Annotated in this window: 11 protein-coding genes; 3 read left to right on the top strand and 8 right to left on the bottom strand. The window is 65.8% G+C overall.

Going from position 1 to position 13,571, the window contains the following annotated elements:
- Positions 1-22: 22 nt before the first annotated feature.
- From VPH47_RS14055 to VPH47_RS14045, 3 genes are all read right to left on the bottom strand, one after another.
- Positions 23-1,309 (bottom strand): DUF445 domain-containing protein, encoded by a 1,287-nt coding sequence (locus VPH47_RS14055; RefSeq protein WP_368851067.1) that lies wholly within the window; start codon positions 1,307-1,309, stop codon positions 23-25.
- Positions 1,310-1,427: 118 nt separating this feature from the next.
- Complete coding sequence (locus tag VPH47_RS14050) at positions 1,428-2,306, bottom strand: plasmid replication/partition related protein (protein ID WP_153856915.1); 879 nt, start codon at positions 2,304-2,306, stop codon at positions 1,428-1,430.
- Between the two features lie 63 nt (positions 2,307-2,369).
- Positions 2,370-3,722 (bottom strand): aspartate aminotransferase family protein, encoded by a 1,353-nt coding sequence (locus VPH47_RS14045; RefSeq protein WP_368851066.1) that lies wholly within the window; start codon positions 3,720-3,722, stop codon positions 2,370-2,372.
- A 104-nt stretch (positions 3,723-3,826) separates the two neighbouring features.
- Between VPH47_RS14045 and VPH47_RS14040 the strand changes: the two genes are divergently transcribed.
- Entirely contained in the window at positions 3,827-5,323 is a 1,497-nt protein-coding gene (locus tag VPH47_RS14040) for an aldehyde dehydrogenase (protein WP_368851065.1), read from the top strand.
- A gap of 153 nt (positions 5,324-5,476) precedes the next feature.
- Here VPH47_RS14040 and VPH47_RS14035 read toward each other — a convergent pair whose 3' ends face one another.
- Entirely contained in the window at positions 5,477-6,118 is a 642-nt protein-coding gene (locus VPH47_RS14035; RefSeq protein ID WP_368851064.1) for a hypothetical protein, read from the bottom strand.
- A gap of 156 nt (positions 6,119-6,274) precedes the next feature.
- Here VPH47_RS14035 and VPH47_RS14030 point away from each other — a divergent pair, with 156 nt between their 5' ends.
- The gene (locus tag VPH47_RS14030) at positions 6,275-7,567 is read left to right on the top strand and encodes an MFS transporter (protein WP_180847697.1); all 1,293 of its coding nucleotides are present in this window, start codon (positions 6,275-6,277) and stop codon (positions 7,565-7,567) included.
- On the opposite strand, the gene VPH47_RS14025 is transcribed toward VPH47_RS14030, so the two are convergent.
- The 3 genes from VPH47_RS14025 to VPH47_RS14015 form a co-directional block, all read right to left on the bottom strand.
- Positions 7,548-8,009, bottom strand: a complete 462-nt coding sequence (locus tag VPH47_RS14025) for a bacteriohemerythrin (RefSeq protein WP_004151683.1) — start codon at positions 8,007-8,009, stop codon at positions 7,548-7,550. The genes VPH47_RS14030 and VPH47_RS14025 overlap by 20 nt on opposite strands.
- A gap of 85 nt (positions 8,010-8,094) precedes the next feature.
- Positions 8,095-9,438: a diguanylate cyclase gene (locus tag VPH47_RS14020; RefSeq protein ID WP_368851063.1), complete on the bottom strand. Its 1,344-nt coding sequence runs from the start codon at positions 9,436-9,438 to the stop codon at positions 8,095-8,097.
- Between the two features lie 96 nt (positions 9,439-9,534).
- The gene (locus VPH47_RS14015) at positions 9,535-11,088 is read right to left on the bottom strand and encodes an MASE1 domain-containing protein (protein ID WP_368851062.1); all 1,554 of its coding nucleotides are present in this window, start codon (positions 11,086-11,088) and stop codon (positions 9,535-9,537) included.
- Between the two features lie 239 nt (positions 11,089-11,327).
- On the opposite strand from VPH47_RS14015, the gene VPH47_RS14010 reads away from it, so the two are divergent.
- Entirely contained in the window at positions 11,328-11,774 is a 447-nt protein-coding gene (locus VPH47_RS14010) for a hypothetical protein (protein WP_368851061.1), read from the top strand.
- 118 nt (positions 11,775-11,892) lie between these two features.
- Here VPH47_RS14010 and VPH47_RS14005 read toward each other — a convergent pair whose 3' ends face one another.
- Positions 11,893-13,503, bottom strand: a complete 1,611-nt coding sequence (locus tag VPH47_RS14005; RefSeq protein ID WP_368851060.1) for an MASE1 domain-containing protein — start codon at positions 13,501-13,503, stop codon at positions 11,893-11,895.
- Positions 13,504-13,571 lie beyond the last annotated feature (68 nt).

Below are 13,571 nucleotides of genomic sequence, written 5' to 3'. Positions count from 1 at the left end.
GATCCGAAGGGCGCGCTGAGGCCTAGAACCTGAACACCACCGTCGCCGCATGCAGCAGCAGACCGATCAGCCCGCCCACCAGGGTGCCGTTGAAGCGGATGAACTGCAGGTCGCGGCCCACGCTCAGTTCCAGCTGCTCGACCAGGTGCCGTTCGTCCCAGCTTTTCACGGTCTGCGCGATATGCGTGGTCACGCCTTCGCGCAGGCGGCCGGTCAGACGCTGGGCGCCCTCCAGCAGGTGCTGGTTGAGGGCCTCGCGCAGGGCCGGGTCGGCCTGCAGGCTGCTGCCCAGCGAGGCGAGGCTGCGCTGCAGGTGGCCGACCAGCGCCGAGTCCTCGCGCTGCAGGTCCGCGCGCAGGCTGGCATGGATGCGCGCCCACAGCCCCTGCACGTACTCCTGCAGGGCGGGGTGATCGATCATTTCCTGTTTGAGCTGTTCGATGCGCTCGGCCAGGGCCGGGTCCTCGCGCAGGCGCTGCACGTAGTTCTGCAGCCAGCTCTCGTAGTCCTGGCGCAGCGGATGCTGCGGCTCGGCCAGTACCTGCTGCAGTTCTTCCAGCACCGCCCGCGCCAGGCGTTCGGCCAGGCTGTCGCCGATCTCATCGATCGGCTTGATCCAGTTCACCGTGCTCGACAGCGTCGGCCATTCGCGCTGGATATAACGCACGATCAGCTGCGAGGCGCGTTCCTTCACCTCCGGCTGCTCCAGCCAGCGCCCCAGCCGCTGCAGGCCTTCGTCCAGCACGCGCTGGTGGCGCCCGTCGGCGGTCAGCAGGGCCAGCAGCTCACCGGCGGTGGCGGCGGCATTCCACTGCCGCAGCTGCTGCACCACGAAGGTGTGCAGCTGCCGGCGCACCGCGGTTTCGTCAAAAAAGTCCAGAGCCTGCAGGGCCCAGCCGCGGGCCATGTCGGCCAGCATCCGCGACCGTGCAGGGTCGGCCAGCCAACTGCCGAGACGGCTGGCCGGGTCGAATACCTGCAGCTTTGCCAGCAGCACACCCGGCTCCAGGAACTGGTCGCGCACGAACAGGGCCAGGCTGTCGCCGATGCGTTCCTTGCTGCGCGGGATGATCGCGGTATGCGGGATCGGCAGGCCCATCGGCCGCCGGAACAGGGCAACGACCGCGAACCAGTCGGCCAGTGCGCCCACGGCTGCGGCCTCGCAGAACGCCGAAACCCAGGCCCAGATGCCGCGCTCGCCCTGCCAGTGGCTGACCGCGAAACCGGCCAGCATCAACAGCAGCAGTCCCAGCGCGAGGGCTTTCAGGCGCTGCAGCTGAGCGCGGCGCGGATCGTTGGCAGGCGTCATGCCGGAAGTCTACCTGCCAGCGGATGAGCACCGGGTAGTGCCGACCGCTGGCCGGCATCCGCAACGCACCCGGAACGTTCATGGGGTTGCCGGCCAGCGGCCGGCACTACCCGCTGGTTCAGAGCGCTTCGAGCTGCTTGCGCAACGCAGCCAGCTGCGCGCGCAGGGTGTCGTTCTCGCGGGTCAGCGCGACCACGCGGCGGCGCAGCGCCGGCGCATCCTCGCCCAGCTGCTCCAGTGCCGACAGCACCTCGGCGTCGCGGCTGGCGATCTGCTCTTCGTCCGCTTCCTCGAAGTCCATCTCGGCTGCTTCCGGCTTCGGTGCACGCGGCTTGCGCTTGGACTCGCGCACGCGCTTGGCGGCCTGCTTCAGCTCATCCTTGCCACCGGCGGCAGCGGCGCGCTGCTCATCTTCCGGCAGGTCGGCCACGGCAGCGGCAGCGCTGATCGAGATCACGCCGGCCTTCACCGCTTCCACCACCTCGGCCGCGGCCTGGGCGTGGATGCGTTCGATCATGCCGACCTGGCTGGTGCTCAGCTTGGCCTCGCGGGCCAGCTCGGCGCGGCTGATCTTCGGTGCCGGTTCCCACGGCGGGCTGTCTTCACCCGCGTCCTCGACGGCTTCGGCAGTGCCGTCGCTCTCGCGCTGCAGCTGCGCCTGCTCGATCTGCTTGCGGGCGGCCAGGATGTCGCGCTTGCGCAGCGCCAGCACGCCGCGCTGGAAATCGGATACGCTGCGGCGGCCCAGGTGCTGTTCGATCATCCACAGGTGCACGTCTTCCATGCTCTGGAAGCGGGTGTTCTGCACGGTATTGAACGGCAGGCCATGCTTCTGGCAGATGCCGAAACGGTTGTGGCCATCGACCAGCACATCACCCCACAGCACCAGCGCATCGCGGCAGCCTTCGGCCAGGATGCTGCGCTCCAGCGCGTCATGTTCGTCCGCGGTCAGCGGGTCGATGTAGGCCTTGAGTTCTTCTTTGACGACGATATCCATGGGCACGGCAGCGAGCAGGAGCGGAACCGCCCATTGTACCCGCTCGCCATCGCCGGCCCGGGCTCAGGCGGTGGCCCGGATCATCTCGCCCAGGGTGCCGGTGATCTGGTCGATCTGTGCCTTGTCCACGATCAGCGGCGGCGACAGCGCGATGATGTCGCCGGTGCAGCGCACCAGCAGCCGGCCGTCGTGGAAGCAGCGCCGGAACACTTCGTAGCCGCGGCTGCCGGGGGCATCGCGGCGCGGTGCCAGCTCGACCGCGCCGACCAGCCCGAAGTTGCGGATGTCGATCACGTTGGGCAGGCCCTGCAGCGCATGCAGGCGTTCCTGCCAGTATTCGCCCAGCTCGATGGCACGCTCGAACAGGCGCTCCTCGGCATAGACCTCCAGCGTGGCCAGCGCCGCCGCACAGGCCAGCGGATGCCCCGAGTAGGTATAGCCATGGAGCAGCTCGATGGCCTGTGGCGGTGCCTGCATCAGGGTTGCATGCACGGCGTCGCTGGCCAGCACGCCACCCAGCGGTACCGCGCCGTTGCTGACCGCCTTGGCGAAGGTCAGCAGGTCCGGAGTGACTCCGAAGCGCTGCGCGGCGAAGGGCATGCCGACCCGGCCGAAGCCGGTGATGACCTCGTCGAACACCAGCAGGATGCCGTGGTGGTCGCACAGCTCGCGCAGGCGTTGCAGGTAGCCGGGCGCGGGCAGGATCACCCCGGCCGAACCGGCAATGGGCTCGACGAACACCGCCGCGATGGTCGAGGCGTCGTGCAGCGCGATCAGCCGTTCCAGGTCGTCGGCCAGCTCGGCGCCCTGGCGCGGCAGGCCCCTGCTGAACGCATTGCGCGGCAGGTCCAGGGTATGCCGCAGGTAGTCCACGCCGCCCAGCTGCAGGCCGAACGCCCTGCGGTTGTTGGGCAGTCCACCCAGTGCCATGCCGCCGAAGCCCACTCCGTGGTAGGCCTTCTCGCGGCTGATGAAGCGGGTGCGCTGGCCCTCGCCACGCTGGCGGTGGTAGGCCAGCACGATTTTCATCGCGGTATCCACCGCCTCCGAGCCGGAGCTGGTGAAGAACACATGGTTGAGCGGGGCAGGCGCCAGTGTGGCCAGCCGCTGCGCCAGCGCGAAGGCCGGCGGCGAGCCCATCTGGAAGGCCGGCGAATAGTCGAGCGTGCGTGCCTGCTCGACGATGGCGTCGACGATGCGCGGGCGGGCGTGGCCGGCGTTGCAGCACCACAGGCCGGCGGTGCCGTCGAGGATCTGGCGGCCGTCAACGTCCTCGTAGTGCATGCCTTCGGCGCGTACCAGCATGCGCGGCGCGGCCTTGTACTGGCGGTTGGCGGTGAACGGCATCCAGTACGCGTCCAGTGACTCGGGGCGCTGGGTGGCCAGGTCGTGCAGGTCGCTTTCGGGACGCTTCATGCCAGCTCCATCGGGTCCGATGCGATGAATGTAGCGCAGCCGCGTCACGGTGGAGTCGCGGCGGTCCCGGTATAACCAAGGCTCGTTGACCGCTGGAGCTTCCCATGGCCGATTTCCCCAACCGCAGCCACTGGCAGGCGCTGTCCCTTCAGCTCTCGATGCCGGGCCAGGCCTTCATCGATGGCCGTTATGTCGATGCCGCCAGCGGCGCCCGCTTCGACTGCATCAGCCCGATCGATGGTCGCGTGCTGGGCGCGGTTGCCGACTGCGACGCGCAGGATGTCGAACGCGCGGTACTGGCCGCGCGGCGCAGCTTCGAGGCGGGTCACTGGTCGCAGGCGAGCCCGGCGCATCGCAAGCGCGTGTTGCTGGCGCTGGCCGCGCTGGTGGAGAAGCACGCCGATGAGCTGGCGCTGCTGGAAACCCTGGACATGGGCAAGCCGGTACGTGACGCGCGCCGTATCGACCTGCCCGGTGTGGTGCGCTGCCTGAGCTGGACCGCCGAAGCAGTGGACAAACTGTATGGCGAGATCGCGCCGACTGGCCCGCACGAACTCGGACTGGTCACCCGCGAGGCCGCGGGCGTGGTGGCGGCCATCGTGCCGTGGAATTTCCCGTTGCTGATGGCCTGCTGGAAGATCGCGCCGGCACTGGCGATGGGCAATTCGGTGGTGCTCAAGCCTTCCGAGCGGTCGCCGCTGAGTGCGCTGCGGCTTGCGGCGCTGGCCGCCGAGGCGGGCCTGCCGGAGGGCGTGCTGAACGTGCTGCCGGGCCATGGCGCGCGCGTTGGCGAACCGCTGGCCCTGCACATGGACGTGGATGTGTTGGCGTTCACCGGTTCCACTGCCACCGGCGCGAAGCTGCTGGAGTATTCCGGGCGATCCAACCTCAAGCGGGTCTGGCTGGAATGCGGCGGCAAGAGCCCGCACGTGGTGTTCGCCGACGCTCCCGATCTGGACGCGGCGGCCAAGGCCGTGGCGCAGGGCATCTTCTTCAACCAGGGCGAAGTCTGTACCGCCGGGTCGCGCTTGCTGGTGCAGCGCTCGATCCGTGAGGATTTCGTGCACCAGGTGGTTGCTTATGGCCAGCACATGCAGCCGCAGCATCCGCTGGACGCCGACGCGCCGATGGGCGCGCTGGTGGACGCTGTGCATCTGGACAAGGTGATGCGGGATATCGCACGCGCCGAAGCTGAAGGTGCCCGCCTGCTGCTGGGCGGTCATCGCGCCGAGGTGGAGGCGGGTGGCTGCTATGTGCAGCCGACGGTGTTCGACCAGGTGCGCCCGGGGCAGGCCTTGGCGCGCGAGGAAGTGTTCGGGCCGGTGCTGGCGGTGCTTGGCTTTGACGACGAGGCCGAAGCGGTGCGCCTGGCCAACGACAGCCGATACGGACTGGCCGCCGGACTCTGGACACGCGATCTGGGCCGCGCGCATCGGGTTGCGCGCCAGCTGCGCGCCGGCAGCGTCTGGGTGAACGGCTGGGATGGCGGCGACATGACCGCACCGTTTGGTGGTTACAAGCAGTCCGGCAACGGCCGGGACAAATCGCTGCACGCCTTCGACAAGTACAGCGAAATCAAGGCCACCTGGATCCAGTTGTAACAACGTGGCTGCTTGACCGCTGTTCGCTCTTTGTAGAGTCGAGCCATGCTCGACTGCTTTTCGTTCTTCGGTAGAGCCGAGCCATGCTCGGCTGCTTCTCGCGAAGAGCAGTCGAGCATGGCTCGACTCTACAGAAGGCAGACAGCTGTCGAGCTACCGGCAGCGGGCACTCACCTGCAGCACTGCCGCACGCAACATGTCGCGGTCGGCGTCTTCGACGGCATTCTGGAAGTAATCCATGTCCTGCCGGCCCAGTTCGCACGGGTCGACGATGTAGCCCGGCGGCCAAAGCCCCAGCAGCTGCGCTACGCCATGCACGATCTGCTCCGGCGTCATCTGCCGGCGGATCCGGAAGTAATTGCGGCGCGGCGCGAATGCCGGGTGTATCTCGCGGCGACCAATAAGGCGCGGAGCGACACCCGCAGCGCTGATGCCGTCGCCACCGTCGATGCCGCCCGCCGGGAGGCCCAGGATCAGCGGCGCCGCAACGGCCGTTTCCTCTGCGGCTGGTAGGGGGGAATCTGTCTGGGCAGCCGGGGCAGGACGTGGCATCACCGACGCGGACGGACGCGTCACCGGTGCGGAGCGCAGGGTAGGCTGTAGAGGCGCCAGCGTCGGCGGTTCCGGTGGCAGCCAGCGCAGCGAGATCCTTGCGTCGTCGTCACTGCGCAGCATGATCCTGCCGCTGCCCAGCAGCCACAGCGCCATCAATCCATGCACCAGCAGTACCACCAGCCACGCCGCCATGCGCGGCAGCTTCGGCGAATCGGACCACGACAGCGTGACTGCATCCATCGGCAAAGCATCCATGCAGGGACCGGTGGCGCAGCCTAGCCGGACGCCCGAAAAATTTCGTTGGCATCGGTGTCGGCTGAAACCATCGCCCCGTGCGGCCACCAGCCCGTGGCAGAATCGGGCGATCCGCCGTTACCCGTGTTGCCGATGTCGACGATCACCGCTGCCGCGCCGCCCGTGAATTCCCCCCGCCGTGTCCTGCTGGCCAGCCTGATCGGCACCACCATCGAATTCTTCGATTTCTACATCTACGCCACGGCCGCGGTGCTGGTGTTCCCACACCTGTTCTTCCCGGACAGCAGCGAACAGGCGGCCCTGTTGCAGTCACTGGCGACCTTCGCGGTGGCGTTCATCGCGCGGCCGGTCGGCTCGGCGGTGTTCGGCCATTTCGGCGACCGCATCGGCCGCAAGGCCACCCTGGTCGCCGCGTTGCTGACCATGGGCCTGTCCACGGTGCTGATCGGTTTGCTGCCGACCCACGCGCAGATCGGGCTGTGGGCCCCGGCGTTGCTGGCGCTGTGCCGCTTCGGCCAGGGCCTGGGGCTGGGCGGCGAGTGGGGTGGGGCAGTGCTGCTGGCCACCGAGAACGCACCGCCGGGCAAACGTGCCTGGTACGGCATGTTCCCGCAGCTGGGTGCGCCGCTCGGCTTCCTGCTGTCGGCCGGCATTTTCCTGGTGCTCGGCCGCTGCCTGAGCCAGGATGACTTCCTGCAGTGGGGCTGGCGTATCCCGTTCGTGGCCAGCGCACTGCTGGTCGGCCTTGGCCTGTGGGTGCGCCTGAACATCCACGAGACGCCGGACTTCAAGAAGGCGCTGGAGCGCAAGGCGCCGGTGCGGCTGCCGATGTGGACGGTACTGCGTGACCACCCGGTACCGATGCTGCTCGGCACGCTGGGTGCGTTCGCCACCTTCGTGCTGTTCTACCTGATGACGGTGTTCAGCCTCGGCCACGGCACCGCGGTGCTGGGCTACAGCCGCGAGCAGTTCCTGCTGATGCAGATGGCCGGCATGCTGTTCTTCGCGCTGGGCATCCCACTGTCGGCGCGCTATGGCGACCGTTGGGGCACGCGGCGCACGATGATTGTCGCCAGCGTACTGATCGTCGGCTTCGGTGTGCTGTTCGCGCCGCTGTTCCAGCCGCACAGCCCGTGGCTGGTCACGGCCTTCCTGTGCCTGGGCCTGTTCCTGATGGGTCTGACCTACGGCCCCTGTGGCACCTTCCTGGCCGAGATCTATCCGGTGGAGGTGCGTTACACCGGCGCCTCGCTGTCATTCAATCTGGCCGGCATTCTCGGTGCGGCACCGGCGCCGTACCTGGCCACCTGGCTGGCCGAACGCTTCGGCCTGGTCGCGGTCGGCTACTACCTGTGCCTGACTGCGGTGGCGACACTGTGCGCGCTGGTGGCACTGCACCGGCGCGCCCTGCGGCTCAACCAAAGAAGCGCTTGAGCGTACGCCCCAGCCAACCGCCGCCCTGGTGCTCGCGGGCGAACTGGTTCAGGTGCGCCTTGACCTGTTCGGCATAAGCCTGGTCGTCGCCGCGGATGTGGTTGAACAGCCAGCGCGAGAGCATGGTGCGCAGCTCGTCGCTGATGTCCTCGCCGGCCTGGAAGCGCATGCGGTATTCCGATACCCGCTTGATGAAGACCTCATGCACGCGCTTGTGCGCGGCACAGAACGGGTAGCCCGCTTCTTCCATCAGCTCTTCTTCGAACGCGAAGTGCGACATGGTGTAGTCCACCACCTCGTCGATCACTTCACCCACCGCCGCGCGCTGCATGCTGGCCTGGGCCACGTGCAGGTGGTTGAGCATCTCGATGATGCGGCGATGTTGCTGATCGATCACATCGATGCCGATGTTCAGATCGTCCTGCCAGACCAGTAATGCCATCCCCGGCTCCCCTTCATGCGTATGTCGGGGCCGACTGTAGATCCGCCACGCGGTGGTGGCGTTGATCTGGATCAAAGCGCGCCGGTCAGGGCAGGGCAGGCTCGCGCGGGCGCAGCGGGCTGGCCACGGTGGTGCAGCTGACCCGGTTGCGGCCGCCAGCCTTGGCCAGGTACAGCTGGCGATCGGCCTCGGAGATCAGCCGGTGCAGCGCATCACGCTGCGGGCGCAGGCAGCACAGGCCGATGCTGACCGTCATGCGAAGCGTCGCGGTGCCAATGTCCACTTCCAGTGCGGCGATGCGCTGGCGCAGCTCCTCGAAGTACTGCAGTGCCTCGCCCTGTTCCATGTCCGGCACCAGCAGGCAGAACTCCTCGCCACCGAAGCGTGCGATCAGGTCCTGGCTGCGTGCATGCGCGGCCACCGCACCGGCCACCGCACGCAGCGCATCGTCGCCGGCTTCGTGGCCATGGGTATCGTTGATGTGCTTGAAGTGGTCGATGTCGATCATCGCCACCGCCGCGCACTGGCCATGCAGCTGCAGCTGCGGCAGCTGGCGCTGGCTCTGTTCCAGGAAGCAGCGGCGGTTGGGCAGGCCGGTAAGGAAGTCTCGGGTGGCCAGATCCTGCAGGGTGCCGATCAGTTCCAGCTGGTCCACGTTCTGCGAGACCCGGCAGAAGAATTCCTCGCGCGAGAATGGCTTGCGCAGGAAGTCGTTGGCACCGTTCTTCAGGAAGCGCGGGATCAGCGAAGCGTCGGTGTTGCCGGAGATACCGATCACCGCCACCTTGTCGCGCGAGCGCAGGGTGCGCAGGCGGCGGGTGAATTCCACGCCCTGCATGCCGGGCATTTCCTGGTCGACCACCGCCAGGCGGATCGCCGGATGCGCCTCGATCGCGGCCAGGCCCTCGTTGCCATCGGCCGCTTCGTGCACCTCATGGCCGTACATGCGCAGCAGGGCGGCGGCATAGCCGCGCGCGGACGGGGAATCGTCCACCACCAGCGCCGCGATGCGGCGGTTGCGTTCCAGCCGTTGCACCAGCCACACCAGGTAGTCGATGCTGCCGGGGGTGTTCTTCAGTACGTAGTCGATGATCTGCTGCTGCAGCACGCGCTTGCGCAGGTCCTCGTCGTACACGCCGCTGACCACCACGGTCGGCAGGTCGCGCTTGAGGAAGAACTCGACCACCGCATCGCGGTCGCCGTCGGCCAGCACCAACCCGGTCAGCACCAGGAACCAGCCGCCATCCTCGCTCAGCAGGCGATCGGCCTCGGCCAGGGTGGAGGCGATCACCACCGGCAGTTCCAGGCGTTGCTCGATGGCCTCGCGCAGCATGCCGGTGAAGGCACGGGAGTTTTCGACCAGCAGGATCCGCTGCGGCAGCGGATCGGCCAGGTCGCCATCGACGGCGGCCTGCGGCAGGACGGGCATGATGCGGTGGCTCACGAGGGAGGGGCTCGGCACGGATAGCGGCGGTTTCGGGTGTAACTTTAGCGGCGAACGTTGCGCGCCGGGCCAGATCCCGTGTCAGGCCGCCGCTGGCGAGGCGTGGGTGATCGATTCATGCAGGACCAGTCGCAGCCGATTGCCCCGGCAGTGGACCGTCCCGCCGTAGGCAAGCATCCGTCCGGCCAGACGCTCGACGGCCTGTTGGGTGGTGTGTGTCGACAGCGTGCAATTACGGTCGAGCAGGCTCACGACGGCAACGATGCCGCGACGTCCGCCCGCGCGGCCACTTCGGGCGCGCACGCAGACCTGCCCGGTCTCCAGCTCCAGCAGCAGCGACACCGCCTCGATCAGGGAGCGGTAAATGGCCAGTTGCAGATCCACGGTCAGCAGGCAGGGGTTGCCCGCCAGCCTGGGCGGAATGACGCGGTGCGTGTTGTTCCAGATTCCGCATGCACCACCGGCTTGCAGGGCGATGTACAGCCCCACCTGCTCCAGTCCGGTGGGATAGACCAGGCTGGCCTGCTCACGGAACAGCCGTGAGTGCACGGATGAAGCGTGTTGCAGGCTGTTCGCCACTGCATGATGGCCCTGCGATTTGAGCCAGCTGACCATTTCAACGAGCGAGCTGTCCATACCGTCGCCCAGATGCTTCAGATGGGCGGCCCGTTCACGCAGCTCCCGCTCGCTGGTCTGGTGGGAACTGCGTGCCAGGCGTAGCGTCGTTTCTTCGGCCAGGCCGCGGGACCGGGCGCGCTGATGGTGGTAGCTGATGCTGGACCCGAGCGCGAGCAGCGCGACACTCATCACCGCCATGTTCTGCTGGGTGGCGAACGTGCCCAAGTCAAATGAGGAAGGCAGGCCGGTACTGGGCGTTGCACCGTGCAGGGGGAGGTTCAGCAACGGAATCGCGACGGCCGCGCCGCGCCACCCGTGCATGAAGGTCAGTGCGATGGCGGGCAGGGCGGCCAGCAGCACCATGTGCGTCCGCGTCGTGTGGGCGCCGGCGCTTGTCAATTGCATGCACAGGCCCAGCACCAACATCACCAGGATCGCCGAGGCGGTAGGGGCGACAAAGCGGTCGGTCCAATCGGTATCGGTCTGCCGTCGCGACCAGAGGAATGCCAACGGCACCAGGGTGATGATGGCGGCGAAGTGACCAAAGATCGTCCGGTCGACCGCGTCCAGCAGATTGCTCGGCGGTGGGTTCGACCATAGAACATATGAAATACCCAGGTTGAGAGCCGGGACGAACAGCGCCGTGCAGAAGGACAGCGACAGCAGCCAGAGACCGGTGGCTGCACCGGATGGCATTCTCATCCGATGCAGGTAGACCACCAGCATCGCCATCGGCATCAACAGTGTCGACGCCAGGATGACCCAGTCCAGGCCATAGGTATCGATCATGGGGATGCGCAGCGTCGCGAAATAGATGTATTCGCCCAGCAGCAGGTAGGGCCACAAGCGGGGCGGGACGATGAGCAGTGCTGCTGCCCGGATGCCTGCGGGCAGGAAGAACTGATCCAGCGAGAACTGACGCGATATGAGGCAGCTGGCAGCATAGGTGGCGGCCAGCACAAGACCGACCGGACGGATCCGGAAGCTCAGTTCAATTGCCCTCTTGAATCTGTCCAAAAACAAGCCTCCTTTGCTCCCGCTCAGCCACCGCTGGCCCGCTACAGGACACTATCCAATAGATCGTCGCAGGCGCAATCAGCACCCTCCTTCTTCTGCAGATGACATGGTGCGGCAGGGGGGCAGAGGGGACGAATGGAACTAAATCGTCCGGATTATCCATCAATCACTTTGTTGTGGCGGGAAGACGCTACTATCGTCTCGAGGTTGTTTGCTCTCATTCCGACCAGGAGGTCATTGTGCGATCCATATTTGTTGGTGTTGTAACCGGGGCAACATTGTTCGCCGCAGCTCCGGTATTCGCGGGTGATAAAGGGGGCGGTGACTACCACGGCAGTCCCTTGGCAAGTGCCGCAATTTCGAAGGCAGGCCTAGGTGAGACCAACCCTGCCGCCGCAGACATCAGCGCCGATCCCGCTTGGCAGGTGTATGCCTTCCAACGCGATGGCATGGTCTACCTGCAGGTCAACGATCTGACTGGGCAGGTGAAGCTGATCATCGGCAATGCCGCTGGTGCGTACTTTGCATTGCCTGCCGGCAAGTCCGCAGCACTTGTTTCGCTTCCCGGTCAGCGACTCACTGTCCCATCCACTGCAAAGCGTTCCGAGGTGTATCGTGCGCAGGACGTGGTACTGGTGCGGTATGCCACCGCGGATGGCGACATCTGGTCTGTCGAAACACCGTAGCGCCCGGACCGGAGGGCTTGAGGCGTGCGAGCGATCAAAACCGCTTGCACGTTTCCGCGACCACGCTCAGGGGGGGCAAATGCCTGCTATCGAAACAGAAGTCAGTAGACCTTGTCGTTCAAGCCTGAGCGCGTGAGGGACCCGCTTCGAGTCCCGAAAGGCTGTTCCGGGCATCTGATGAAAAAGCATCCAGAGGAGCGGCTGTACCCGTTTCCTTCATTGCCAGCACGATGCGATTTCGGTTGCATTTCAGTGTGCCGCCGTAGGCAAGCGTCCTGCCGGCCAGTCGTTCCATCGCGGCGGCGACGGTTGTGTCCGAGAGGCGTTGATGTTGATCCAGCAGTGACACCGCCATCAGGATTCCACGATGCGAACCCGTACGACCGCAACGCGCCCGCACGTGGATCTGTCCCGTCTCACCCTGGATCAGCAGTGACACCGCATCTATCACAGTGCGGTAGGCAGCAAGCTGCAGCCCGACACTGAGTTGACAGGGGTCGCCAAGCAACGACGGATTGGCGACGCGAGCCGTTTTTTCCCATGCTTCGCGAACGCCTCCTGCTCGGAGGGCAACATAAAGGCCGAGCTGCTCCAGGGCGGTTGGATAAATCATGCTTGTCTGCTCGCGGAACTGGCGCGAATGAATCGACGCCACATGTACAAGGCTCTCCGCAATCGCATGATGGCCTTGTGCAGTAAGCCAGTTGATCACCTCGTCAAGCGCATGATCTATGCCATCCCCAAGCTTCCGCAGATGCAACGCGCGTTCGCGGAGATCCAGCTCACTGGCGACATGGGAGCTCCGAGCAAGTCTGATGGCATTTTTCTCGCCGACCTCCCGCAGTCGATAACGGTGATAGTAGTGAGTGATCCGGGAGCCCAGTATGAGCAGTGCTGCGCCCGTGACGGCCATGATCTGCTGGGTCGCGAACGATGCAGGATCGAATGACTCAGGGTGAGACGAGGGTGTTGTCAGACCGATAATCATGTTCAGGGTCGGCACGCCGATGGCGGCGCCCCGCCACCCATACACGCATGTGAGAAGAACGGCGGGAAGCGCCATGAGGAGTTGCAGGGATACTTTTGTCGTCACTGCATCAGCAGGTACGTCCGCAGCCAAAAGGCCGAACACGACCATCAGCGCAAGCGCTCCCGCCATCTGTGCGATATCCCGTTTCCGGACCTGCACTTCAGCCTTGCCTCGCGACCACAGCAGCACAAGCGGCGCAAACGTGAGTATGCCGATGAAGTCACCTACTACCAGGCGGACGATTCCGGTCAACAGCGGAAAAGCGGGAGGTGTTGGCCAGAGGAAATTCGCCAGAAGCAGGTTGATCAGTGTGACGGAAACTGCAGCGAAGGCGGCAATCGAGATGAGCCAGGCGTTCTTTACTGCCGAAATTACATTGCGATGGAGATAGACGATCGTCATTACAACCGGCATCTGGAACACCGAGCCGAGAATGACCCATGTCAGCCCGTACCGATCGATCATCGGCACCCGCATCTGTGCGAAATAGGCGTACTCGCCCAGCAGGAGATAGGGCCAAAGCCGAGGAGGACAGAGCAGTACCGCAGCCACGCGTACACCAGCGGGCAGATAGAACTGATCAAGGGACAACTGGCGGGTGGCCCAACAGGCAACGGCATACAGCACAGCCAAGGCAAGTCCTGCCGGATGGATGCGCAACTTCAGCTGCAGGCCTTCATTCCACCAATTCAATCGCACTACCCCTTCACAGTACGTTCCCTGTCAGCATCCATTCGCCGCGGGACCCGGTTCTTACCGACGGTATC

Origin of the sequence: Stenotrophomonas sp. WED208, from assembly GCF_040984485.1 — a bacterium.
GTDB classification, from domain to species: domain Bacteria; phylum Pseudomonadota; class Gammaproteobacteria; order Xanthomonadales; family Xanthomonadaceae; genus Stenotrophomonas; species Stenotrophomonas riyadhensis.
Note: the sequence above shows the minus strand (reverse complement) of the source record. Positions and strands in the feature narration are given on the sequence as shown.

Bases quoted from the DNA above. Each gene is read 5' to 3' on its own strand.
- VPH47_RS14055 (WP_368851067.1), bottom strand. From the start codon at position 1,309: ATGACGCCTGCCAACGATCCGCGCCGCGCTCAGCTGCAGCGCCTGAAA.
- VPH47_RS14050 (WP_153856915.1), bottom strand. From the start codon at position 2,306: ATGGATATCGTCGTCAAAGAAGAACTCAAGGCCTACATCGACCCGCTG.
- VPH47_RS14045 (WP_368851066.1), bottom strand. From the start codon at position 3,722: ATGAAGCGTCCCGAAAGCGACCTGCACGACCTGGCCACCCAGCGCCCC.
- VPH47_RS14040 (WP_368851065.1), top strand. From the start codon at position 3,827: ATGGCCGATTTCCCCAACCGCAGCCACTGGCAGGCGCTGTCCCTTCAG.
- VPH47_RS14035 (WP_368851064.1), bottom strand. From the start codon at position 6,118: ATGGATGCAGTCACGCTGTCGTGGTCCGATTCGCCGAAGCTGCCGCGC.
- VPH47_RS14025 (WP_004151683.1), bottom strand. From the start codon at position 8,009: ATGGCATTACTGGTCTGGCAGGACGATCTGAACATCGGCATCGATGTG.
- VPH47_RS14020 (WP_368851063.1), bottom strand. From the start codon at position 9,438: ATGCCCGTCCTGCCGCAGGCCGCCGTCGATGGCGACCTGGCCGATCCG.